The organism is Ohessyouella blattaphilus (assembly GCF_024721265.1).
GTDB lineage: Bacteria > Bacillota > Clostridia > Lachnospirales > Lachnospiraceae > Aequitasia > Aequitasia blattaphilus_A.
This window is the reverse complement of the sequence record NZ_JAMXOC010000020.1, coordinates 34,563-59,779: the sequence shown is the minus strand read 5'-3', so window position 1 is coordinate 59,779 and position 25,217 is coordinate 34,563. Positions and strand designations below refer to the sequence as shown.

The following is a 25,217-nucleotide window of genomic DNA, read 5'->3' as shown; positions in this document are numbered from 1 at the left end:
GCTACAAAGCCGAGTGGGCAGGAATCTCTGTGTACGAACAGGAAGAATCTTATACATCAAAAGCAGATTTTCTGTCGAGTGATGCCATGCCAGTATATTCCAAAAAGCAAATGAGTGATCCTTTGCCGATTTTTAGCGGCAATCGAATCAAAAGAGGTTTATATGCTTCTGGGTCAGGTGTCGTTTTAAATGCAGATGTAAACGCAGCGGCTAACATAATGAGAAAAGCGATTCCAACATCTTCTCTAGAGATAAAAAGAGAAGCATTAGAATCGCCTAAGGTTATTAATCTTCGAGATTTAAACTGTAAAAGTATTCCGGTCAAACGGATAGTGGCGGCATGAGACCGCCTTCATGGCACGAACAGCCTGTACAATACAGGTTCGAAAGACGAAAGTGTTACGGCTAGTAAAGTAAGTCGAAGACTTACATCCTTGTTCGCACTTCAGTGCACAAGATACCACTTCCAAGCATAGGCATTAGGAGTTGGTTATTCATTCTTCTACCGTAACTACTTCTTCCGCAGCCTCGGTCTCTTCGCCACCTTCGCTAATGACGATGTCATCCTCGAGCTTGTAGTCCGACTCCATTACCACGTCCCGGTATTTACGCATACCCGTACCAGCCGGGATGTGCTTACCGATAATTACGTTTTCCTTCAGACCCACAAGGTGGTCAACCTTACCCTTAATAGCGGCTTCAGTCAGAACCTTGGTAGTTTCCTGGAAGGAAGCAGCAGAGAGGAAGGAATCCGTTGCGAGAGAGGCTTTGGTAATACCAAGCATAATCTGTTCTCCCGTAGCTTCTTCTTTACCAGCAGCTGCTAGTTCTACATTTTTATCTTCAAATTCGAGCACGTCGACCAAGGTACCTGGTAAGAATTCGGAATCACCAGCCGTCTCAATCTTCACCTTCTTAAGCATTTGACGAACGATAACCTCGATATGCTTATCGTTGATCTCAACACCCTGGAGGCGATATACTCTTTGAACTTCTTGGATCATGTAATTTTGAACAGCCTTAAATCCTTTGATTTTAAGAATATCGTGAGGATTTACACTACCTTCTGTCAGCTCGTCACCGGCTTCTAGCTCTTGGCCGTCCGTAATCTTGATACGTGAACCGTAAGGAATTAAATAAGCCTTAGACTCACCTGTTTCGTAGTTCGTTACGATGATTTCCCGTTTCTTCTTCGAGTCGCTAATTTCTGCACGACCAGCAAATTCAGTAATAATTGCCAAACCTTTTGGCTTTCTTGCTTCAAAGAGCTCCTCAACACGAGGAAGACCCTGGGTAATATCATCACCGGCTACACCACCGGTATGGAACGTTCTCATAGTAAGCTGAGTTCCCGGTTCACCAATGGACTGAGCCGCGATAATACCTACAGCCTCACCCACTTGTACCGGCTCACCAGTGGCCATGTTCGCACCGTAACACTTGGCACATACGCCGTTGTGAGAACGACAAGTAAGAATTGTTCTAATCTTCACTTGCTTAAGCTCGTTGCCATCGGCGCCAACACCGTCGCGCATAATAAGCTCTGCTCGCTTAGGCGTTACCATGTGATTGGCTTTGACTAACACATTGCCATCTTTATCTTTAATATCTTCCGCTAAGTAACGACCAGTGATTCGCTCTTGCAAGCCTTCAATCTCCTCGTTACCTTCCATAAAGGCTTTCACATAGGCCCCTGGGATTTCGCTACCTTCGCAGCAATCCACATCGCGAATAATCAGCTCTTGAGAAACATCAACCAAACGTCTCGTTAGGTATCCCGAGTCAGCGGTACGAAGAGCGGTATCGGATAGACCCTTACGAGCACCATGGGCTGACATAAAGTATTCCAGTACGTCAAGTCCTTCACGGAAGTTCGACTTGATCGGCAACTCAATGGTCCGTCCTGTCGTATCTGCCATCAGTCCACGCATACCAGCAAGCTGTTTAATCTGCTTGTCAGAACCACGGGCACCTGAGTCAGCCATCATAAAGATGTTATTGTATTCATCTAGACCATCAAGAAGAGCCTCGGTTAATTTATCATCGGTGGCCTTCCAGGTCTCTACTACTTCCTTGTAACGTTCTTCTTCCGTAATCAAACCACGTTTGTAGTTCTTGGTGATCTTATCAACGGTTGTTTGCGCTTCCTCGATCATCTGTGGTTTCTCTGGCGGTACGGTCATATCGGAAATCGATACGGTCATAGCCGCTCTTGTTGAGTATTTATAGCCAATGGCTTTTACCGCATCAAGCACTTCTGCTGTCTGAGTAGAACCATGGTTATTGATTACTTTTTCAAGAATTTGCTTCAATTGCTTCTTACCTACGTGGAAGTCAATTTCTAGCGTCAGCTCATTGCCTTCTTGTTCACGATCAACAAAGCCTAAATCTTGAGGAATAATCTCGTTAAAGATAAATCTTCCAAGGGTGGATTCAACCACGGCGCTGATTTCCTCACCGCCAGCAATCTTCTTCGTCATCCGCACCTTGATTCTGCTATGAAGGGTAACTGCCCCATTTTCATAGGCAAGAATCGCCTCATTTACACTCTTATAGAAGGTTCCTTCACCCTTTACCCCTGGTCTTTCCTGGGTTAAGTAGTAAATTCCGAGAACCATATCCTGTGAAGGAACAGCTACCGGTCCACCATCTGATGGCTTCAATAAGTTGTTAGGTGAAAGCAAGAGGAAACGACACTCTGCTTGAGCTTCTACAGAAAGTGGCAAATGGACAGCCATCTGGTCACCGTCAAAGTCTGCATTATACGCGGTACACACAAGGGGATGTAGCTTGATTGCCTTACCTTCTACGAGAATCGGCTCGAAAGCCTGAATTCCCAATCTATGAAGGGTCGGGGCCCGGTTAAGCATAACCGGATGCTCTTTAATAACATCCTCGAGCACATCCCAAACCTCAGGCTGTAATCTCTCAACCATCTTCTTAGCATTTTTAATATTGTGAGCGGTCCCATTACCAACTAACTCTTTCATAACGAAAGGCTTAAATAGCTCGATTGCCATCTCTTTTGGCAGACCGCACTGGTAAATCTTTAGCTCAGGGCCAACTACGATAACCGAACGGCCTGAGTAGTCAACTCGCTTTCCAAGTAAGTTCTGACGGAAACGTCCCGACTTACCTTTGAGCATGTCGGATAAAGACTTAAGGGCACGGTTTCCTGGTCCCGTAACCGGACGTCCACGACGTCCATTATCGATTAAAGCGTCAACCGCTTCTTGAAGCATTCTCTTCTCATTGCGAACAATGATATCCGGTGCCCCAAGCTCTAATAGTCTTTTCAAACGATTGTTACGGTTAATAATACGACGGTATAAATCATTTAAATCCGAAGTAGCAAACCGACCACCGTCAAGCTGTACCATCGGACGCAAATCCGGCGGAATAACTGGAACAGCTGTCATAATCATCCATTCAGGTTTATTTCCCGATTCTCTAAACGCTTCGATTACTTCTAGACGCTTCATAATACGCGCCCGTTTTTGTCCCGTAGCGCTCTCCAAATCGCTTTGAAGGGTCTCGTGCTCTTTCTCAAGATCGATCGCTTCTAGCAACTCTTTAATCGCTTCTGCACCCATACCAACTCGGAAGTTGCTATAGCCATAATCCTCTACTGCTTGTTGGTATTCACCTTCTGAGAGCACTTGCTTGTAGACAAGTCCTGTCTCGCCGCTGTCTAACACGATGTAAGAAGCAAAGTATAGGACTTTTTCTAGGGTTCTTGGCGATAAATCAAGGATCAAGCCCATCCGGCTAGGAATTCCTTTAAAATACCAAATATGAGAAACTGGGGCTGCAAGATCGATATGTCCCATTCTTTCTCGGCGTACACTGGCTTTCGTTACCTCGACACCACAGCGATCACAAACAACTCCACGATAGCGGATTTTTTTGTACTTACCACAGTGACATTCCCAGTCTTTGCTTGGTCCAAAGATCTTTTCACAGAAAAGACCATCTTTTTCTGGCTTCAAGGTTCTATAGTTGATGGTTTCTGGTTTCGTTACTTCGCCTCTCGACCACTCGAGAATCTTCTCCGGTGATGCCAAACCGATTTTAATAGAATCAAAAGTCATTGGTTTATAATTTTCCACATTTGTTACAGGCATTTAGGCACCCCCTTCTATAGTTCCTCGTCATCAGAATAATCGTCACTATCTTCATCCGAATATTCGTCAAACGCGATTTCAAATTCAGCTTCTTCTGCTTCTGGGACCTCACTCGCCTCTTCTTCAACCGCTACAAATTCGCCGTTTTCGATTTCTTGCTGTGAGTATCCTTTATCTGCAAAATTTTCATTCTGGTTGTACTTACGATCCCCTTCCATTACCGAACGGAAATCTGTTTCGCCCATATCTACGGTCTCTACAATCTCTACTTCCGTATTGTCTTCCCGGAGAACACGAACATCTAAGCCTAGGGACTGTAATTCTTTTAATAGTACCTTGAAGGATTCAGGAATTCCCGGCTCAGGGATATTCTCGCCTTTAATAATGGCCTCGTAAGTTTTTACACGACCGATAACATCATCAGACTTAACGGTCAGAATTTCCTGAAGGGTGTAGGAAGCACCATAGGCCTCAAGTGCCCATACTTCCATCTCTCCAAATCTCTGGCCACCGAACTGAGCTTTACCACCCAGCGGTTGCTGCGTTACCAGTGAGTACGGTCCCGTTGAACGGGCGTGAATCTTATCATCAACTAAGTGATGGAGTTTTAGATAATGCATGTGACCGATGGTTACCGGGCTATCAAAATACTCGCCGGTACGACCGTCCCGCAGTTGCACTTTACCGTCTCTTGAAAGAGGTACACCCTTCCATAGTTCACGGTGGTCCTTATTCTCATCTAAGAACTGCATAACTTCTTTACTTAGTGTATCTTTATGTTTTTTCTCAAACTCGCTCCACTCCATATTGACGTAATCATTGGCCAAATCCAGAGTGTCCATAATATCATCCTCGTTCGCTCCGTCAAATACCGGCGTAGCCACGTTAAAGCCTAAGGCTTTGGAAGCGAGGGACAAGTGGATTTCTAGAACCTGTCCGATATTCATACGAGACGGTACACCAAGAGGGTTAAGGACGATATCAAGCGGTCTACCATTTGGCAAATACGGCATATCCTCTACCGGTAATACTCTAGAAACAACACCCTTATTACCGTGACGACCAGCCATCTTATCACCTACAGAAATCTTACGTTTCTGCGCGATATAGATACGAACCGCCTGATTTACACCTGGAGACAGTTCGTCGCCATTTTCTCTCGTGAAGACTTTGGCATCAACGACGATTCCGTATTCTCCATGAGGTACTTTAAGAGACGTATCTCTTACTTCTCTTGCTTTTTCACCGAAGATGGCGCGAAGCAATCTTTCCTCTGCCGTAAGTTCTGTCTCACCCTTCGGAGTTACTTTACCAACCAAGATATCGCCGGCGCGAACCTCAGCACCGATGCGAATAATTCCCCGTTCGTCAAGGTTACGGAGGGCGTCATCACCAACACCTGGGATATCCCGAGTGATTTCTTCTGGCCCTAGCTTGGTATCACGAGCTTCCGCTTCGTACTCTTCGATATGAATAGAAGTATATACATCATCTTGAACAAGACGCTCGCTTAAAAGGACCGCATCCTCGTAGTTATAACCTTCCCAGGTCATAAAGCCGATTAGAGGGTTCTTTCCAAGAGCGATTTCACCGTTTGCTGTTGAAGGACCATCAGCGATAATATCACCAGCTTTTACTTCGTCCCCTTTAAAGACAATCGGTCTTTGGTTGTAACAGTTGCTTTGGTTACTACGTAAGAACTTTGTAGTTTTGTATTTTCTTAACTTACCGTCATTTTCCCGAATACTGATTGCGGTTGAAGATACGTGTTCAACCACGCCATCGTTTTCTGCCACAATGGTAACACCGGAGTCAACAGCGGTCTTTTCTTCCATACCCGTTCCGACAATCGGTGCTTCTGTGATCATTAGCGGTACCGCTTGACGCTGCATGTTTGATCCCATCAGGGCCCGGTTAGCATCATCGTTCTCAAGGAAAGGAATGAGGGCCGTTGCCACTGAGAATACCATCTTCGGCGATACATCCATGTATTCAAACATCGTCCGCTCGTATTCCTGGGTTTCATCCATATAACGACCAGATACGTTGTGGTGAATAAAATGTCCTTGCTCATCTAGAGGCTCATTCGCCTGAGCTACGTGGTAGTTATCTTCTTCATCGGCTGTCATGTAAACAACTTCATCGGTAACTACTGGATTCTCTGGATCCTTATGGCTAATCTTCCGATAAGGCGCCTCAATAAAGCCGTATTGGTTAATACGAGCATAAGAAGCCAAGGAGTTGATTAGACCGATGTTAGGACCTTCAGGGGTTTCAATCGGACACATTCTTCCGTAATGGGAATAGTGAACGTCACGAACCTCGAAACCAGCCCGGTCTCTAGAAAGACCACCTGGTCCTAGAGCCGATAGACGACGCTTGTGAGTAAGCTCACCTAAGGGGTTGTTCTGATCCATGAACTGAGACAACTGAGAAGAGCCAAAGAACTCTTTTACAGCTGCTGTTACTGGCTTAATATTAATAAGTGATTGAGGAGAAATACCCTCTAAGTCCTGAGTGGTCATTCTCTCTCTAACGACTCTTTCAAGTCTTGATAAACCGATCCGGTATTGGTTTTGTAAAAGTTCACCAACCGCACGAATACGACGATTTCCTAAGTGGTCAATATCATCGTCATTACCTAGACCGTACTCCAAGTGGATATTGTAATTAATCGAAGCTAAAATATCTTCTTTCGTTACGTGCTTAGGAATCAAGTCGTGGATGTCTCTTTTTACAAGAGCCTTTAACTCTTCCACATCCCCTGCAGACTCTTCTAAAAGTCCTGCAAGAACCGGGTAGTACACAAGCTCTGTCACACCCACTTCAGCTGGGTCAATATCAACAACCGTCTGGAAGTCTACCATCATATTAGAAAGCACTTTAATATCGCGCTCTTCCTCAGGAAGCTCGATTAGCACCGAAGCCACGGCTCCGTTTTGAATTTTATCCGCTAATTCACGGGTTACCGTTTCGCCCTTTTTAGCGATTTTACGTCCCGTAATACTACTTTTCACGTCTTCTGCTAACACTTTTCCGGCAATACGGTTTTTAAGAGCTAGCTTTTTGTTGAATTTATAGCGTCCTACTTTAGCCAAGTCGTATCTTCTAGCATCAAAAAACATGCTGGTAATCAAGCTTTCAGCACTATCTACCGCAAGCGGCTCACCTGGACGGATTTTTTTGTATAACTCTAAGAGACCTTCCTGGTAGCTGTTTGCAGCATCCTTTTCCAGACTGGCCATAATCTTTGGTTCTTCACCGAAAAGTTCCACGATTTCCGGGTTTGTGCCGATACCAAGGGCACGAATCAAGACCGTAATCGGTACTTTTCTAGTTCTATCTACACGTACATAAAAAACGTCATTTGGATCTGTTTCATACTCTAACCACGCACCACGGTTCGGAATCACCGTAGATGAAAAGAGCTTTTTCCCCACTTTGTCTCTCGAAATTCCATAATAAATTCCCGGAGACCTTACTAGCTGACTTACGATAACACGTTCCGCACCGTTGATAATAAAGGTACCGGTACTTGTCATTAACGGTAAATCACCCATAAAAATCTCGTGTTCGTTGATTTCTTCCGACTCTTTATTATGAAGTCTCACTTTGACCTTTAAAGGTGCCGCATAAGTAGCATCTCGTTCCTTACACTCTTCCATGCTGTACTTCACATCGTCTTCGCATAAGGTGAAGTCCACAAACTCCAAACTTAACTGACCACTATAATCAGCGATGGGGGAAATATCTGCAAAAACTTCTTTTAACCCTTCGGTGAGGAACCACTGATAGGAGTCCTTTTGGACCTCGATCAAGTTGGGCATCTGCAGAACTTCTTTTTGTCTGGAATAGCTCATCCGTGAACTTTTGCCACTTTTAATGGGGCGAATTCTGTTTTTCTCCATATTGACGTTTCACTCCTCTTTATATTGAATTGTGGAAAATGCGAAAAGAGCTTTTAGCGGTATAATTATATAAACTCAACGCACACTTTCCCATAATAGCGCATTTTTAACTATACCACAAAGCTCTTGTCTGTGTCAAACACTTTTTATATCTTTATATGCGAAAAGGACGTCCCAAAGTAGGACATCCCTCGCGAAACTTGAATTATTTAAGGACAACTTCTGCGCCTTCGCCTTCAAGCTTAGTTTTGATTTCTTCTGCTTCTGCTTTAGAAGCTCCTTCTTTAACAACTTTAGGAGCACCGTCAACAAGTTCTTTTGCTTCTTTAAGGCCAAGACCTGTGATTTCACGAACCACTTTGATAACCTTAACTTTTGAAGCACCAGCGCTAACAAGTTCTACATCAAACTCGTCTTTCTCTGCTTCGGCACCTGCTCCGTCTCCTGCTGCTGCAACTACTACACCTGCCGCTGCAGATACACCAAATTCTTCTTCACAAGCTTTTACTAACTCATTTAATTCTAATACAGATAATTCTTTGATAGCATCAATAAATTCAGCTGTTGTCATTTTTGCCATTTTTTTATTCCTCCATTTAATTTTTTATGCTTCTGTCGTTTCTTCTTTTACTTCTTCCGTTGCTTCTTCAGCTGGCGCTTCCGCTACTGCTTCTTCAGCTACTGGTGCAGCTTCTTCAGCTGGCGCTTCTGCCGCTGCCTCTTCGGCTGCCGGAACCGCTTCTACAGCTGGGCCCGCCTCAGCGATTTGATTAAGCACACGTGCAAGATTGGTGATTGGCGATTGTAAGCTTCCAAGTAACTTGGAGAGAAGTTCTTCTCTTGATGGTACACTTGCAAGTTCTTTCATACCGTTTTCATCGTATACGTTGCCTTCAACTACGCCTGCCTTCATCTCTAATGCTTGAGCTGTCTTTGCAAACTTTGCCAGAATTCTTGCTGCCGCTGTTGCATCGTCTTTAGAAATAGCGATTGCGCTTGGTCCTGCTAGGTATTCATCAAGACCGGCAAACTCTGTTCCTTCAAAAGCTCTCTTCATCATCGTGTTCTTATACACTTTGTAAATGATGCCTGCATCTCTAAGAGTACGACGAAGTTCTGTATCTTCAGCTACGGTTAATCCGCGGTAGTCAACTAACACTACGCTAGCTGCGTCTTTCACTTCTTCAGCGATCTTGTTGATGATTGGTTGTTTTAATTCAACTTTTGCCATGATTTTCCTCCTTATAATTTTTCACTGCGAAAATATGAGAAAAAAAGTCCTCCCACGTCGAAAGACGAGGAAGGACAGTAAATTCAACATTCAGAATAAACATTTCCTCGGCAGGCGTAATCTCTTACTTACGCATAGGCACCTGCTGTCTTCGGCAGTTAATACTGTGCTATTTTAGCACTATATTTTTTTTCTGTCAATAACTTCCTTAAGCTAATTTGCTAGGATTAATCTTAACCCCAGGTCCCATCGTGGAAGTAAGTGTAATACTCTTTAAGTATTGTCCCTTTACAGCTGATGGTTTTGCCTTGTTAACGGCATCAATTAAGGTCTGGAAGTTGTCGGTAAGCTGCTCTTCTGTAAAAGAAGCTTTCCCTACTGGTACGTGAATGATGTTGGTCTTATCAAGACGGTATTCAATCTTACCGGCTTTGATTTCTTTAACAGCGTTAGCTACATCCATCGTTACCGTTCCCGCTTTCGGGTTAGGCATTAAGCCTTTTGGTCCAAGTACACGTCCAAGACGTCCAACTACACCCATCATGTCTGGGGTTGCCACAACCACGTCGAATTCAAACCAGTTTTCGTTCTGAATTTTAGGAATCAATTCATCGCCACCTACAAAATCAGCACCAGCAGCTAGCGCTTCTTCCGCTTTCGCATCCTTAGCAAATACTAAGATTCTGGTTGCTTTTCCCGTTCCGTGAGGAAGTACTACCGCTCCACGGATTTGTTGATCAGCGTGACGTCCATCACAACCGGTTCTAATGTGAAGCTCGATGGTTTCATCAAACTTCGCAGTTGCATTCTTCTTAACAACAGAAACTGCTTCGTCGGTGTCGTAAAGTTTACTTCTGTCGACTAATTTCGCAGCTTCTTGATATTTTTTTCCTCTTTTCATAATTACAATAACCTCCTTGTGGTAATGTCGGGATAACCCTCCCACATCTATGTTTACAATGTTTACTCTTCTACCGTTACGCCCATGCTTCTTGCTGTACCAGCAATCATCTTCATCGCCGTCTCAATTGTTGCTGCATTTAAGTCAGGCATTTTAAGCTCAGCAATTTCTTGAACCTGTGCTTTTGTGATAGTCGCTACTTTTGTTTTGTTTGGAACACCTGAACCAGACTTGATGTTACATGCTTTTTTGATAAGCACAGCTGCTGGTGGTGTCTTCGTAATAAAACTAAAACTTCTGTCATTGTAAACCGTGATTACTACAGGAATAATCAAGTCGCCTTGATCTGCAGTCTTCGCGTTAAACTGTTTTGTAAATTCCACGATATTTACACCGTGTTGTCCAAGAGCAGGACCTACCGGTGGTGCTGGAGTTGCTTTACCAGCGGGAATTTGCAATTTGATATAACCTTCTACTTTTTTTGCCATTTTGGTAACCTCCTTGTGGTGATGGCGGGCCTTTTATAAGTCCCTCCCACGTTAACTACATTTTCTTTATCTCTGCAAAATCAATCTCGACGGGCGTTTCACGCTCAAACATCTCGACATTGATTGTTACATTCTGCTTCTGCATGTTGATCGCTTGGATCATGCCGACAGTATCGGCCCATGCACCGGCAACCACTTTAATGGTATCGCCGACTTCAAAATTAACTTTAATGTTTTCCCGGCGAATACCCAGCGAGGACATTTCTAGATCTGTTAGTGCAACTGGCTTTGAGCCTGGTCCCACAAACCCAGTAACCCCTCTGGTGTTACGAACAACGTACCAAGTATCGTCGTCCATAATCATGTGAATCAACACATATCCAGGAAACATCTTTTTTTCGGAAACTTTTTGCACGCCGTCTTTCATTTCCACAACGTCATGCATTGGTACACGCACTTCAAGGATTCGCTCTTCAAGGTGCCTGTTTTCAATCGTTTTATCGATATTAGCTTTCACTTTATTTTCATAGCCAGAGTATGTGTGAACAACATACCACTTGGCTTTTTCGTTCGCTTCTGACATAACATCACCTTTCTTGCATTATTAATTATCCTAACTTAAGATTGACAAGCAAATCTACCCCGTACTTTAATACGAAATCGATAATCGCAATCAATCCCCCAAGGATAACCGAAACAGCAACCACGGCTGCTGTCTGCTTGGCGAGCGTCATCTTGTCAGGCCAAACTATTTTCTTAAACTCGTTTGAAAGCTCCTTAAAACGGCTTTTCTTCTGAGTCTTTTGAGATTTATCAGCCATTTCTTGCTCCTCCTAGAGACTATTTCGTCTCTTTGTGCAATGTATGTGTCTTGCAGAACTTACAATACTTCTTTGTTTCCATTCTTTCAGGATGAGCTTTCTTATCCTTCATCATAGTATAATTACGCTGTTTGCATTCAGTACATTCCAATGTTATTCTAGTACGCACAACTTCCACCTCGCTTTGTGTATTATTTACGAAAAATTAGGCATAAAAAAAAGACCTACTTCCATTAGCTTGAACATTGTATCATGGCACGGTCCAAAAAGCAAGTGCCAATTGGGGACACCTTTTTTTAATTGGGGAGGTCGTTTTGTTAACAAAACGACCTCCCCAATGATTATCTGTCGCGCAGTGCTGGATAGATCTTTACAAATTCTTGATATTTTGCATTGTATTTTTCAACTAGCTCTGGATCTGGTTCTACCGTATCCACAACTTGTATCATCTTATCCGTCGCTTCTTCGACGCTGCTGTACTCACCGCAGCCCACCGCTGCCAAAATCGCGCCACCAAGGGCGGGGCCTTCTTCACTGGCAATCATATCGATTTTAATACCTAGGACATTGGCCATAATCTTCTTCCACAAGGGGCTCTTCGCACCACCACCGGCGATTTTACTGCGTTCAATGTGAATGCCCAGCTTCTTCGCCACTTCAAAAGAATCGCGAATACCAAAGGCCACGCCTTCTAGAACCGCCTGATACATGTCTGCTCTGGTGGAATCCATGGTCATGCCCACAAAAGCCGCCCGGGCGCCAGGATCGTTGTGAGGCGAACGCTCACCCATTAGATAGGGTAGAAAATACACGTTGTTTTCCCCTAATTCACCAATTTCCGCTTGTTCTCCGGCAAAATCCTTAGACTTAAGAATCTCCTCCATCCACCATTTATTACAAGATGCTGCACTGAGCATAACTCCCATCAAATGATACCCGCCATTAGCGTGTGCAAAGGAGTGGAGAGCATTGTTTTCGTCTACGCCAAACGTATCACTGGCAATAAAAATGGTTCCCGATGTACCCAACGAAATGTTACACATACCGTCCCCCACCGTACCAGTTCCTACAGCCGCGGCCGCATTATCACCGGCGCCAGCAATCACCTTAACGTGACCTGCTAGCCCAAGCTCTGCTGCCAAGTCTGGCTTAATCTCGCCCACAACTTCATAGCTTTCATAAAGCTTTGGCAGTTGCTCTAAGGAGATTCCGCAAATATCGATCATCTCCTGGGACCAACGCTTATTCTTCACATCTAATAAGAGCATGCCTGAAGCATCGGAGTAATCGCAGCAAAAACTGCCTGATAACTTATACGCCAGATAATCCTTCGGAAGCATAATCTTCTGAATACGCTTAAAATTCTCCGGTTCGTTTTCTTTAACCCAGAGGATTTTCGGGGCAGTAAAACCAGCAAAGGCAATGTTTGCCGTATATTCTGATAACTTCTCTTTACCGATTACCTGATTAAGATAATCCGTCTCTTTGGTGGTTCGGCCATCGTTCCAAAGAATGGCCGGACGAATCACTTCGTCATTCTCATCAAGAATAACTAGTCCGTGCATCTGACCGCCAAAACTAATGCCAGCCACCTGGCTTTTATCTACGCTTTCTAGTAGTTCTTTTAGCCCGGCGATACTTTGTTCGTACCAGTCGCCAGGATTTTGCTCCGACCAACCGGGATTTGGAAAGCTTAATGGATACTCTTTCGAAACGATCTTTTCTATTTTTCCGTCTTGATCCATCAGCAGTAGTTTAACTGCCGATGTACCAAGGTCAACGCCTATATAAAACATAGTCTACCCCCAAGGATTCTCCGTCTTGTATCTCACGCCTTTTGGTTGATTGTATCCGATTTCCTCTACTTCAACACCGATATACTTAAACACTTCATATAACGCTTTGCCATAATGACCAAAGGCAACCGCACCGTGGTGAGGATAACCACCTTCAATTAATACGTGACGATAGAATCTACCCATCTCAGGAATTGCAAAGATACCCACGCCGCCGAAAGATCTAGTCGCTACTGGCAACACTTCACCGTGAGCTATGTAAGCTCTTAAAATGTTGTCTGCGGTACTTTGCAATCTGTAGAAAGTGATGTCTCCAGGTACAATATCGCCTTCTAGTGTTCCTTGGGTCACTTCTTCAGGTAAGTTTCTTGCCATAATCATCTGATACTTCATTTCACAAGAAGTTAACTTAGAAGATGACGTATTACCACAGTGGAAGCCCATAAAGACATCCTTACCGGTATAGTCAAATTTGCCTTTAATATCACTTTCGTACATATCGTTTGGCACTGAGTTGTTAATGTCGAGAAGGGTTACCACATCATCACTGACAACCGCACCGATAAACTCACTTAACGCTCCGTATACATCCACTTCACATGAAACCGGAATTCCTTGTTCTGTTAGACGGCTATTTACGTAGCAAGGCACAAAGCCAAATTGGGTCTGGAAGGCTGGCCAACATTTGCCGGCAATCGCCACGTACTCACGGTACCCTTTATGTTCTTCTACCCAGTCTTTTAACGTTAATTCATATTGAGCGAGTTTACTTAAAATCTCTGGCTTCTTATTACCAGCCCCTAGCTCTTCTTCCATTTCTTTGACAATGGCAGGAATCCGCTCGTCACCGTCGTGCTTATGGAACGCTTCAAAAAGATCAAGCTCAGAGTTCTCTTCAATCTCCACACCGATGTTATAAAGTTGCTTGATTGGTGCATTACAAGCTAAGAAGTTAAGAGGACGAGGTCCAAAAGTAATGATTTTAAGGCTGTTCAGTCCGATAATAGCCTTGGCAATTGGCGCAAATTCTTTGATCATCTCTGCACACTCAGCTGCGTTACCCACTGGGTATTCTGGAATATAAGCTTTTACATTGCGAAGCTGTAGGTTGTAGCTCGCATTGAGCATACCGCAGTAGGCATCTCCTCGACCACCAACTAGGTTGTCGCCAGTTTCTTCAGCGGCCGCCACAAACATCTTCGGTCCTTCAAAATGCTTTGCTAAAAGGGTCTCCGAAATCTCTGGCCCAAAGTTGCCAAGATAGACAACTAAAGCATTACAGCCAGCTGCCTTAACATCCTCAAGGGCCTGTACCATATGGATTTCGCTCTCCACGATACAGATTGGGCATTCATAAATTTCATCAGCACCGTATTTTTCGGTGTACGCCTCAATAAGGCGTTTTCTTCTGTTAACGGAAAGTTCTTCTGGGAAGCAATCACGACTTACAGCGACGATTCCCATTTTAAGCTTCGGTTTATTATCGTGCATAATCATTCTCCTTTGTTCGAATTTCTAGAATTATAGTTTCTCTTATCATTCATAAATGTAACAATTAGCTCGTCTTTTTGCTACCTCTTTCTTGCGAACATAAGGGTTATTTCTTGCGATATTCACTAGGCAAAATCCCGTATCGCCGCTTAAACACTTTGGCAAAAGATTTCCCACTGGCAAACCCGTGCTTATCTGCAATCTCAGAAAGGGTTAGCTCCCCTTTTTCCAAATCGCCTAGGGCGTACTCTAAGCGGATCTCCTGAAGGTACATTTTATAACTAATATCAATACTTTCCCGGAACATATGAGACAAATAAGTAGGGGAATAACCGAAGATTTGTGCCACTTTCTCCAGACTAAGTTCCTGCTGGTAGTGGTCCCGTAGATAATCCGTTATCTTGGCCAGCCTATTGAGCTTTTTATTGCGATTAACCTCTTCCTTGTCCACTGCTTTTTCCCGGTACTCTGTCACCAAAATATAGAGGAGGCGGTAGTAATCACTTAGCACCTTTAGAAGATACCCCTCTTCTCCTGCTTGGTACGTGCGGTAGAGCTTTTTTAGCACCGTCATTAGCGCTTCGTCATCAGCGCCCTTCGTAGGTGCAAAGCGAATGTAACGCTCCTCGGTAAAATAACCTTCAAAAGTACCTAAAGGAATCTGTAAAACAATGGTCGTGTTAGGCGTCGGCGCCATTACCGAGTGAACCTCATTAGAGTTAATCAGAAGCAATTCCCCGGCCTTTAAGATCGTGCGCTCACCACCTCTAAAGAAGCGAATCTCCCCTTCTGTAACCGCAAAGATTTCCACCGAGCGATGCCAGTGCCGCTCCCGGATATAGTTGCCGTCGCCTCCTTCGAATAGGAAAAGCTTGAAGGGCAAATCCTTATTCGGTAAAACCAATTCGTGTTGCCTTTTATCCATTGCCTCTCTCCTCACAAACAGTAGTCTTCTTCCATTGTAAAAGGGATTGCCAAATATGGCAATCCCAGTTTATCTACATCATTTCTAGATCTTGTTTATCATTGGTGTATTTAAGAGCATCTCCTGGGGAGATTACGCCACTTTCCATCAACCGTTTTAAGTCTCGATTAAGAGTATGCATCCCATAGACACCACCGGACTGCATAACCGTACCTAGTTGGTGTCCTTTATTTTCCCGGATCAGATTAAGGGCCGCATCGGTGCCCACCAATACTTCCGTTGCCGGCACGCGCCCCCGACCATCTACCGTCGGAATCAAGCACTGGGTGACAATCCCTTGAAGCATGCCCGAAAGCTGGGTTCGCACTTGATTCTGAACATCGCCTGGACAAGCATCGATAATCCGGTCTACAGTCTGAGCTGCCCCCGTGGTATGAAGGGTCGCTAGCACTAAATGCCCGGTCTCCGCTGCCGTAATCGCCGCCGAAATGGTCTCATAATCCCGCATCTCGCCGACAAGAATCACATCCGGATCTTCACGCAGCACCGCTCTTAGCGCCTTGGCAAAACTGGTGGTATCCTCACCTACTTCTCGCTGATGAATAATCGATTGCTTCCGTTCAAAAACGTACTCTATGGGGTCTTCGATGGTCACAATATGATCCGCCTTATGCTCGTTAATATAATCTACCATGGCCGCAAGGGTGGTTGACTTACCACTTCCTGTGGGCCCTGTAACGAGGACCAGTCCTCTGGTCTTTAGCGCTAACTCCTCGAGAACCTTCGGTAGTCCCAGGGAATCCAGCGTCGGAATCTCGCTATTAAGGAGGCGAATCGTAGCCGCAATTTTATTCTGCTGACTGAAAACATTGACCCTCTGCCGATTGCCATCAGGTGTTCGTCTAGCAAAATCCACTTCTAAGCGCTGCTCGTACTTGGCCCTTTGAGCATCAGAGAGCATGTCGAAAATAATGCCTTCCACCTCTTCGTCGGCCAGTTGCAATTCCGAAACCAAGGTCAAGCTACCGTTAATCCGAAAGTAAGTGGGCATCCCTTGGGAAATATGGACATCGGATGCCCCTTTTTGCCTAGCTAATAAAATAATATCATCTATGTTCATAACATCCCCCTATGAATAGTACGCAACCTTCATCAGCTCCTCGATGGTGGTTATTCCTTCTGCTACCAGCTCTTGCCCCCGGTCAGAGAGGGTTTTCATCCCTTGACTGCTGGTGGCATACTCCACAATCTCCTCTACGGATGAGCCTAGGGTAATCATCTTTTTCACCGCCTCGTCAATCATGAGAATTTCATGAATAGCAATCCGACCGCTATACCCGGTATTGTTGCACCGGCTACAGCCCACCGCTTCCTTAACCGTGGTAATACTAGGATCTAGATAAGCCTGTTCGGCAATCGTTACCGGGCGCTCGCTGCTGCAGTGCTTACATACTTTACGCATCAGTCTCTGAGCCACTACCCCCACTAAGGAGCTGGCAATCATATATTGTTCCATCCCCATATCCACTAGACGCACAATGGTGGCTGCGGCATTATTCGTATGGAGGGTTGATAATACTAAGTGTCCCGTGATTGCGGCTCTAATTGAGATTGCCGCCGTCTCCGCATCTCTCGTTTCACCGACCATAATAACATCGGGATCTTGACGAAGAAGGGCGCGTAGTCCGATATCAAAGGTTAGTCCCGCCATATTATTCGTTTGCATTTGGTTAATCCGGGGAAGATTCTTCTCCACCGGGTCTTCAATCGTCGAGATATTGACCTGGCGCTTAGATAGTTCCTCGAGCACCATGTAAAGAGTGGTGGTCTTACCCGAGCCAGTAGGTCCAGTAATATAGAGAATGCCGTTTGGCGACTTAAGCATCGCCGTAAACTTCTCAAAGTCATCCTCTAACATGCCGTAAGTGGAAGGATAGTCGATATTGCCACCACTAGCTAGAAGACGCATAACCGCCTTTTCTCCGAAAACCGTAGGAATAACCGAGACTCTGACGTTGACAAACTCCTCGCCAATCTTCGTCCGGAAATGTCCATCTTGTGGAATACGCCGCTCAGCGATATCTAGGTCCGAGAGAATCTTAACCCGGGCAATCAAAGAAGCATGCAGGGATTTTTGTAAAGTAACATAATCCACAATCGTTCCGTCAATACGCATCCGCACATTTGATTTTGTCTCGAACGGTTCAATATGAATATCACTGGCGTTTACACTATAGGCCCTTGCCACCAAAGAGTTTAGCAGATTAACAATCGGTGCATCTCCGTCCTCTTCGTTAATATCAAGATCTAGAGGGATTTCCTCTAAACCATCGGTACTGGTATTGGCCTTTTGGGCCGCCTGCTTCGCTGAAACCTCCGAATAATAATAACTAATCGCCCCTCGGATTATCTCCTTTTCGCAGAGTACCGTATCTAACTGCATTCCAGTAACCTGGCGCACATCTTCAAAGCCGTAAAAATCAAGAGGATCGCTGGTCGCCACTACAAGTCCTTCCGGACTTTGTTCAATCGCTAACATACTATACTTTTCTGCCAGCTGCTTAGGAATCTTCGCGACCGCTTCCACATCCACTTCGTAATTACTTAAGTCCACAATTTTGAGTTCAAAACGCTGAGCCAGAGCTTCCAAAGTCTGACGCTCCGTCACGAACCCCAGAGAAATCAGAATTTCACCAAGACGCTTACCCCGATTTTCCTTTTGATAAGCCAGCGCTTGTTGAATCTGTTCCTCCGAAATATAGCCACTTTCTTTTAATAGCTCCCCTATAGGAATATTTTTAATATTTGCCACAATTTAGTCCCTCAAATCCTTCTTTACTTTTGATACATAAATATATCTACCGAAAGCGACATACTCCCGCCGTCTTCTGTCTTCGCTGGCATTTGCATTTCTTTAACTAGCATCAGCTTCTGACTCCCATTTATATCGTTAATCAGATTCCAATACTGATCCCTGGTTCCCGATACGCTAAGCTTAGCCGTCGCCTTATAGATACTTTTTGCCGTGGCTTCCTCTTCAGCATCGACTGCTGCATCTGCATCGTCATCCACGTCCTCGGTCTCATCTGCCGGCACTTCGCTTCCGTCTGCCTCTTCTCCCTTAGGAAGATAGTTTTCCAGGAGCAAAGGCTCCGTCGGCATGGTAATTTCCATCCGCTCGATCTTAAGACCGGCACTAAGAGCCTTTTCCGTAATCAGTTTGTCTACTCCCTGGCTCTTTAACATGCCATAGAATTTTTCCTCGTACTGGCTTACTTGCTCTTCGGAATCCGCTACTTTCTTATCCATTACTGGATACTGCATAAGCTTCGTTTCAAGCATCTCTTTTTCTGCCTGAGCTTCACTGATTTGGTCACCCTTTTCCATACCTTTATCAAGTAAAGGCTTTGCTAGAAACCAACCAAATACCACAATTAGGACGAAGCAGGCCAAGAAGACCAATAGTTTTTTATCTCTTTGTGTTAATGTCCCCATGACTACCTCCCCGCTTCTTTCTTAAGATATCCGCTAATCACCGCGCTGTAACCGTCTGTCTCTTTATTCTCATCGTAGCCGTTGTAAACCACATCAACGAACAGCTCGGTGTTATAAAGTCTGGTTACGTAGTTATTAATTTCCGCCACATTGCTAGCTTCGACCACGATTAATAGTTCGCCTGTCTCGCCTTTATAGGACGTTATCTCACCCGTCACCGCTCCGCTATTAGCTGCCAAAATCGTCTTTTCGATTTTCGTATTGAGAAGAGGGTATGATGCAATCATCTCTTCCGTCTTCTTGCCATCGCCAATCACGGCGTTATTCCCAGTTAGCGTCCGGTTAAGCTCGTCGTACTCCTTAGCCGTCTGCTGATTAGCTGGATCGTTTACATACTCTTCTAGTTCACTAAGTTTCGCCGATTGGCTAAAGTAAAAGGCTCCGGCTGCCACCGTAAGCACAATCCCTAAAGCTGCCGAAATCAAAATCGGAATCAACATTTTCTTACGCTTTTCCCCTTCGCTTACGGAGACAGAATCCTTACGAAGCCTTGCCAGAAAGTCCACATCCTTCTTCATCCGGACAAGACCACCTAAAGGATGGGTGAAATCGTTGATAATCTGATCGCTCATGCCCGCGCCTTCTTTTAAGCTAGAGATGGTTACGCCTGGCAGCACTTCTCTAGCCATCTCATCCGCATCATCAATCTCTGCCTGGGTAAAACCGCAGAGGTAGATATCTTCTAGCGGTTCCTCTCTCTTCATAGAATTGTAGAATTGCATGGTGGAGTTGGTATGACGCATAATTTCGGTAACAAACTCTGTTGTGCCTCTTTGGGTGAAAAGGCGTCTCGTAGAAGAATAGCGATACTCCCCGTCAACCCAGATAAGACTTTCCATATTGGCGCCGTCAAGCACGTGAATCATACACGTAGCTTCTTTTAAAGATTTCGTAGCGTAAAAGGCTTTAATAGACGCCGTCAAACCGTTGGTAATTCCCTTTAAGGTAATGCCAATGCTTGAAAAAAGCTCCTCGTATTCGGCTACCATTTCCCGGTCCGCCATCACCCCGATAACTTCCTGCATGGCGCTTTTCCCGTTTTTATTAGGCGGAATTAGATAGTCATAAATTGGGTTCTCGTAGCGATCCACCTCAGCAAATTCTAAGGGAAGGATCTGCTCTGTCTTCTTTTTGTTAACCTTTGGTAGCTCTAATTGTTTGGAAACAAACTTGCTACTGTAAACCACCAAGTAGACGTCCTTTTTAGGCAAGTGATTTTCGTTCCAAAAACTTAGCAGGTCTTCTTTTAAAACCTCCTGATTGGTGATCACCCCGTTAATCAAGCTGCCCTCCGGCACGACTTTGCGGTATTCTTTTTTCGCTCCTGGAAGGCCGGTAGAAGGGTTCCCTACCACCGCCCGTAGGATGTTATTTGATAAATAAATGGATACTGCCATACTCTCTTCCCTCTCTTATACTGCCGAATTTTCAATCGCTCCGTATGAACCGTATAACGGCATAATTACGGAGATAATGATGACTCCCACGATAATCGCCATAATGATAATCATCGCCGGCTCTAAAAACGTAAGCATCCGGCTAATGGCCATCTGGGATTCGTAATCTAGCTCATCAGCAATGGAGTCAAGCATCGTATCGAGACTACCAGTCTCTTCACCTACCATAATCGCCGAAGCTAGCTTCTGGATAAAACCGTCGATTCCCATGAGCGACGAAGATAAGTTGTCGCCTCGGCGGACCCCGGCGATTGCCACCTCAAACTGGGCTTCGATATAAGCATTGCCAATGGTCGAGGCGGCTATCGGCAGCGCCACTACAATGGGTAATCCCGCCGAATATAAAGAACTTAACGTTCTCGCAAAACGCGCTGTATAGATAACTTTTAATAATTTGCCAAAAATCGGTAGACGTATCTTCAAACGATCCAGCTGAAAACGCACGGCCGGAATCTCGGCGATTGCACGAATCAATAGGACAAAGAGGACAACTCCGATAATAATGAGATACCAGCGCTTAATCACCACATCACTAATGCCCATCACGAACCTAGTTAGCGCCGGTAACTCCTCCATCTGACCAAACAGCTCACTAAACTGAGGAATGACAAAGGTAAATAGAATCAGCACCACTGCCACAATCAGCACTAGCAAGATAATCGGATAGGTCATGGCATTTTTGATCTTGGTCTTCATCCGACTCTCTTTATCGTAATGATCAGCCATCCGCATGGCGACTTTGTCTAAATCACCGCTGGTCTCCGCCGAACGATACATATTAATCAAAAGCTCCGGGAAGGCCTCTCCTTGCTCTTCCATCGCCACAGAAAGAGTGACTCCTTGACGAACCGAAGCTAGGACCTTACCATACACATCCCGGTACTTGGCCTTTGTCAGTTCATCACCAGCCACGATTGCCAGCGCTCGCACTAGCGAAACACCGGCTGCCAGGAGCGTTCCGATTTGCCTTGAAAACTCCGCAAGCGGCTTAGCCTTAATCCTCATTTTATTGCTGCGAACTTTCCCTTCGCTACACGTAATCATATAAAGCTCTTGCTGACGCAGCTTTTCGTATAAATCGCTTTCGCCACTGGCTTCCATGACGCCCTTTGTTTTCTTTCCAGCCGCTGTTGTGGCTGTATACTTATATTTCAAAGACAAACCCTCCCCGCTACAAATTCCAAAATTTTAGATACCAGTTAATAAGCTCCGTGCCCCACAAAAGGGAGATCGCTAACCCGAGACAGAGAAAAGGACCAAAAGCAAAGTGATCTTTTCTACCTTTTTTCTTCCTTGCTAGCAGGATAATTCCATAAAAGCCACCACCTAAGATGGCGATAAAGAGCGCCAAAACATTTAATTTCCAGCCCATAATCAAACCAGCTGCTGCCATCAGCTTAATATCACCGCCACCAAAGGCCCCAGGAATAATAAGGGCAATCAGGAGCAAAAATAAACTAACGCTAAAAAATCCCACAATGCGTTCTACGAAGTGTAGCTCTGGCATGGTAAAAAAAGACACCACTCCGATTACTAACACTGCCACAATAAACCCATCCGGAATTTCCATAGTATCCATGTCCACTAAAGCAATTACTGTAAGTATAGCAAAAAAAGCGAAAACTGTTACACTTTTCGCATAATTTCCATAAAAAAAACATAAGAAAACCGCTATAATCCCGCCAAAGAGCTCGACTATAGCATATCTCGGTGATATCCGCGTCTTACAGTACCGACATTTTCCACCTAAAAACAACCAGCCAAAGACTGGTATCATATCGAGAAAAGTCAAGTCGTGTCCACAACTAGGACAAAAGCTTCGCCCCTTTGTAAAGTCCTTTCCCAGTGGCACCCGATAAATTACCACGTTTAAAAACGAGAAAATCGCTGCTCCCGCAAAAAAAATCAGCACATAAAGCAGCCCCGTCATCGCCATTAACATCCCACACCTCATTATCTAGTCTTATCTAGTCGTTTGCCAGTATCGTTTTATTATGAGAATACACCTTGTACGCGATTGTCTCATCAGATCCTCTAGTAAAGTCTACCAGAACCCCTTCTGTTTCATAAAAGAAGCGGTAGTTTCCGGTACTTTTAATCTGCGTACTCACTAGGTAGATATCCCCCGATACCTCTGCTAATTCTCTAATCTCATCCTCCGCTGCCTTCGTAAATCCGCTGGTCCGCTTACGATCTAGAATCGTCGTCCCATCTGCATCGGCTTTTATGGTCTGTATCTTAATCGCCAGCGAGATATCCTTAGCCTCTCGTAGCGCCCTTCTCGCTTCCTGCTTCGTACTAAAAAGAGTGGCAGCGGACCAAACCGCTGCCACACCTATCATTACCACCAGCAAAGAAATTAAGATCCTTTTGACCATTAATTTACGCTTATTTAGCGAAGATGACGTAAGCTGTATCGCCATAATCATCCTCCTGTTTTGTTATTAATTATCACTTATGGTGCAGTATTTCCAATTACCCACTTCTCACCATCGTATGTAGCTGTTTTCTTACCTTGCGTGAACACATAAGTATCTACATCGCTGTCTTTAAAAGTAATCTTAGCCGAATAAGTTTTCTTAATAGCTCCAAGTGTAGCAATCTCACCCTGAAGACCTGTCTTGCCAATCTTTGCTTGCGTTACTGTAACATCTCCATCCGCAACTGGCGTTCCCTCAGCATATTCTTCTGTCGCAACGGTTTGTGCTGCAATATAAATGGCTCTTGCATCCGCTTTAATCTGTTGTTCTTTTGCCTTATCAATATACTTCATTACTGAAGGTACAAGAATCGCTGCCAAAATCGCAATAATAACGATTACGACGATTAATTCTACTAAGGTAAAACCTTTTTTGTTTTTTAATCTGTTTCTCAATTTTCCTAATAATTTCATGTTCATTTTCCTCCTCAGGACTCTCAATTAGTTTTCGTTTTGTTTCTATAATTAATTGCTTCTCACAAGAATGATATTATCACAGGCAAACCCTTATTACAAGGGGCTTTCAAGCATTTTTTTGTTTCTTAACGCTTAGTTTATTTCTAGTTTATATTTGTACCATTCACATTATAAATTTGGATGGTTTTTTTAGAGGTAAACGTAAAACCTGTGATTTGATTCTTAATGGTCAAGGTGGTAGTAATTACATTTTTATTATCTTCTAGTTTTTCAAACTTCAAATCAGTAATTTTATTACGCAAATACGTGTTTTTCCCGAAGTAAAAATCTGCCTCAGCGGTTCCGTCTGTCTCCACGTCAGCCTCTGGATAAATCACCTGTAAGTAGCCGCCCTTTTCCTTATCGTTGTCATCATATTTAACACTAAGCGTGGTGGGAATGCCTTGGGCATTCACAAATCTAACCTGACCAGGCTCCGAGATATCAAAAACCTTGCCACTATCTGGTGCTGGAAGGGGATAGGCCTTAGCCGAAGACAGTTCACTGGAGATGGATTCGAGGATCATATCGGAGACCGTCTGGGCTTTCGACAAATTGCTAATCTCCGTGTGCACCTTGTAGGCATTAGCTAACACCATACCTGCCGTCACCATGAAAATACCGATTAGCGCAAAGGAGACGATTAACTCCACCAAAGTATAGCCGCGTTTTTTTTCTATGCAGTTTTGTGGTTTTATTATCGCTTTAAACACAGCTATTCTCCTTGCTCAAAATAATATAAGCTGACTTTTGTCTCCGTATCATAAAAGTGAAAAGCTTGCGAATTACTAATGGAAAACTTTTTCCCTTCTTGATCTTCAAACTCAATTACACGACTACTGCCAGCAATAGCTGGCTCTCCTTCCATGTCCCCTTGGTAAAATTCTATTATACTTTCTTGAACATCTTGCCTTACAGACTCTGCTTCTTTCGTTACTTTTAAAGATGTAACTACCGCAGTTGTAAAGGCAGCAATCCCCATCATCAAAATAGCAAAGGCCACAATGGTGGAGATAAGGGACGAGCCGTCCTTGCTTTTTAAAAGCTTAATCATTTCACCCCCTCCTTTTCCCATGTGTTCCCATCATTCTCAGAGATATACGTGACGGCAAGCTTATATTTATTATCCCCTTTGCTAGTTGTGGTGGTAACCACTAATTTTTCCTGTCCCGATTTTTTAAAATGATACATCTCCACTGCCACATCAAAGCCATCTAGTTGTTTGCCAAACGATTGATTGTTTTGAGTGACTTCTATTTCCTTATTCACTTTATCTGCTTGGGTTTCGGCTGCAGGGTCATACGCAGGCCAATTATCATCAAGGGCGTTTTTCACATACTCTTTTATCTCACTACTTCCTGTTGACGTTAACTCTTTTTCTATCACCTCACTAAAGGAAGAAGCCATAATCTTTAAGCGCTCACCAGTAACATTCTTTTTGGCTGTCCCGAGAACCATACTGGCCGATAAAAGCAAGGTTACTCCTAGGACAACCATAACCGCGAGGATAGCCATGACGACGATCATGGCATCCCCTCTTTTTTCTTTTGTGATTTTCCTAAGTCTTCTCATTCTTACCCCTACT

General features: G+C 44.3%; 24 protein-coding genes and 1 other annotated feature. Of the genes, 1 reads left to right on the top strand and 23 read right to left on the bottom strand.

All coding sequences use genetic code 11. The features are described from left to right. On the top strand, positions 1-344 hold a 344-nt coding region (locus NHH16_RS12060; RefSeq protein ID WP_330643525.1), incomplete at its 5' end, for a zinc ribbon domain-containing protein. A 150-nt stretch (positions 345-494) separates the two neighbouring features. On the opposite strand, the gene rpoC is transcribed toward NHH16_RS12060, so the two are convergent. The 23 genes from rpoC to NHH16_RS11945 form a co-directional block, all read right to left on the bottom strand. Beyond that, on the bottom strand, positions 495-4,124 hold the full coding sequence (gene rpoC / locus NHH16_RS12055; protein ID WP_262069860.1) for a DNA-directed RNA polymerase subunit beta': 3,630 nt from the start codon (positions 4,122-4,124) through the stop codon (positions 495-497). Positions 4,125-4,138: 14 nt separating this feature from the next. Then, positions 4,139-8,032 (bottom strand): DNA-directed RNA polymerase subunit beta, encoded by a 3,894-nt coding sequence (gene rpoB / locus NHH16_RS12050; RefSeq protein ID WP_262069859.1) that lies wholly within the window; start codon positions 8,030-8,032, stop codon positions 4,139-4,141. 205 nt (positions 8,033-8,237) lie between these two features. Further along, positions 8,238-8,612 carry a 50S ribosomal protein L7/L12 gene (rplL, locus tag NHH16_RS12045; RefSeq protein WP_262069858.1) on the bottom strand — a complete coding sequence of 125 codons (375 nt, stop codon included), beginning with the start codon at positions 8,610-8,612 and terminating at the stop codon, positions 8,238-8,240. Positions 8,613-8,636: 24 nt separating this feature from the next. Continuing rightward, complete coding sequence (gene rplJ, locus NHH16_RS12040; protein ID WP_262069857.1) at positions 8,637-9,263, bottom strand: 50S ribosomal protein L10; 627 nt, start codon at positions 9,261-9,263, stop codon at positions 8,637-8,639. Between the two features lie 31 nt (positions 9,264-9,294). Then, positions 9,295-9,436: a sequence feature (ribosomal protein L10 leader region), on the bottom strand. A gap of 35 nt (positions 9,437-9,471) precedes the next feature. Further along, positions 9,472-10,164 carry a 50S ribosomal protein L1 gene (gene rplA / locus NHH16_RS12035; protein WP_262069856.1) on the bottom strand — a complete coding sequence of 231 codons (693 nt, stop codon included), beginning with the start codon at positions 10,162-10,164 and terminating at the stop codon, positions 9,472-9,474. A 62-nt stretch (positions 10,165-10,226) separates the two neighbouring features. Next, complete coding sequence (gene rplK / locus NHH16_RS12030) at positions 10,227-10,652, bottom strand: 50S ribosomal protein L11 (RefSeq protein WP_262069855.1); 426 nt, start codon at positions 10,650-10,652, stop codon at positions 10,227-10,229. A 55-nt stretch (positions 10,653-10,707) separates the two neighbouring features. After that, entirely contained in the window at positions 10,708-11,235 is a 528-nt protein-coding gene (gene nusG, locus NHH16_RS12025) for a transcription termination/antitermination protein NusG (RefSeq protein ID WP_262069854.1), read from the bottom strand. A 25-nt stretch (positions 11,236-11,260) separates the two neighbouring features. Continuing rightward, on the bottom strand, positions 11,261-11,473 hold the full coding sequence (secE, locus tag NHH16_RS12020; protein WP_262069853.1) for a preprotein translocase subunit SecE: 213 nt from the start codon (positions 11,471-11,473) through the stop codon (positions 11,261-11,263). A 19-nt stretch (positions 11,474-11,492) separates the two neighbouring features. Then, complete coding sequence (rpmG, locus tag NHH16_RS12015; protein WP_262069852.1) at positions 11,493-11,642, bottom strand: 50S ribosomal protein L33; 150 nt, start codon at positions 11,640-11,642, stop codon at positions 11,493-11,495. 172 nt (positions 11,643-11,814) lie between these two features. Beyond that, positions 11,815-13,269 carry a xylulokinase gene (gene xylB / locus NHH16_RS12010; protein ID WP_262069851.1) on the bottom strand — a complete coding sequence of 485 codons (1,455 nt, stop codon included), beginning with the start codon at positions 13,267-13,269 and terminating at the stop codon, positions 11,815-11,817. A gap of 3 nt (positions 13,270-13,272) precedes the next feature. Beyond that, positions 13,273-14,760, bottom strand: coding sequence for an L-fucose/L-arabinose isomerase family protein (locus NHH16_RS12005; protein ID WP_262069850.1), 1,488 nt, complete (start codon positions 14,758-14,760; stop codon positions 13,273-13,275). Between the two features lie 106 nt (positions 14,761-14,866). Then, positions 14,867-15,685: an AraC family transcriptional regulator gene (locus NHH16_RS12000; RefSeq protein ID WP_262069849.1), complete on the bottom strand. Its 819-nt coding sequence runs from the start codon at positions 15,683-15,685 to the stop codon at positions 14,867-14,869. A gap of 73 nt (positions 15,686-15,758) precedes the next feature. After that, positions 15,759-16,805, bottom strand: a complete 1,047-nt coding sequence (locus tag NHH16_RS11995) for a type IV pilus twitching motility protein PilT (protein WP_262069848.1) — start codon at positions 16,803-16,805, stop codon at positions 15,759-15,761. Between the two features lie 9 nt (positions 16,806-16,814). Beyond that, positions 16,815-18,497: a GspE/PulE family protein gene (locus tag NHH16_RS11990; protein ID WP_262069847.1), complete on the bottom strand. Its 1,683-nt coding sequence runs from the start codon at positions 18,495-18,497 to the stop codon at positions 16,815-16,817. Positions 18,498-18,520: 23 nt separating this feature from the next. Further along, positions 18,521-19,180 carry a type II secretion system protein M gene (locus NHH16_RS11985; protein WP_262069846.1) on the bottom strand — a complete coding sequence of 220 codons (660 nt, stop codon included), beginning with the start codon at positions 19,178-19,180 and terminating at the stop codon, positions 18,521-18,523. Positions 19,181-19,182: 2 nt separating this feature from the next. Next, positions 19,183-20,637 carry a type IV pilus biogenesis protein PilM gene (pilM, locus tag NHH16_RS11980; RefSeq protein ID WP_262069845.1) on the bottom strand — a complete coding sequence of 485 codons (1,455 nt, stop codon included), beginning with the start codon at positions 20,635-20,637 and terminating at the stop codon, positions 19,183-19,185. Between the two features lie 15 nt (positions 20,638-20,652). Then, a complete protein-coding gene (locus NHH16_RS11975) occupies positions 20,653-21,852 on the bottom strand; it encodes a type II secretion system F family protein (protein WP_262069844.1) in 1,200 nt (399 codons plus the stop codon). 16 nt (positions 21,853-21,868) lie between these two features. Then, positions 21,869-22,639, bottom strand: coding sequence for a prepilin peptidase (locus NHH16_RS11970; protein WP_262069843.1), 771 nt, complete (start codon positions 22,637-22,639; stop codon positions 21,869-21,871). Between the two features lie 25 nt (positions 22,640-22,664). Then, on the bottom strand, positions 22,665-23,120 hold the full coding sequence (locus tag NHH16_RS11965; RefSeq protein ID WP_262069842.1) for a hypothetical protein: 456 nt from the start codon (positions 23,118-23,120) through the stop codon (positions 22,665-22,667). Positions 23,121-23,152: 32 nt separating this feature from the next. Next, positions 23,153-23,590, bottom strand: coding sequence for a prepilin-type N-terminal cleavage/methylation domain-containing protein (locus NHH16_RS11960; protein WP_262069841.1), 438 nt, complete (start codon positions 23,588-23,590; stop codon positions 23,153-23,155). A gap of 146 nt (positions 23,591-23,736) precedes the next feature. After that, positions 23,737-24,345 (bottom strand): type II secretion system protein, encoded by a 609-nt coding sequence (locus NHH16_RS11955; RefSeq protein ID WP_262069840.1) that lies wholly within the window; start codon positions 24,343-24,345, stop codon positions 23,737-23,739. A 2-nt stretch (positions 24,346-24,347) separates the two neighbouring features. Next, positions 24,348-24,686, bottom strand: coding sequence for a hypothetical protein (locus NHH16_RS11950; protein WP_262069839.1), 339 nt, complete (start codon positions 24,684-24,686; stop codon positions 24,348-24,350). Beyond that, complete coding sequence (locus NHH16_RS11945) at positions 24,683-25,204, bottom strand: hypothetical protein (protein ID WP_262069838.1); 522 nt, start codon at positions 25,202-25,204, stop codon at positions 24,683-24,685. The genes NHH16_RS11950 and NHH16_RS11945 overlap by 4 nt, the downstream gene beginning before the upstream one ends. Positions 25,205-25,217 lie beyond the last annotated feature (13 nt).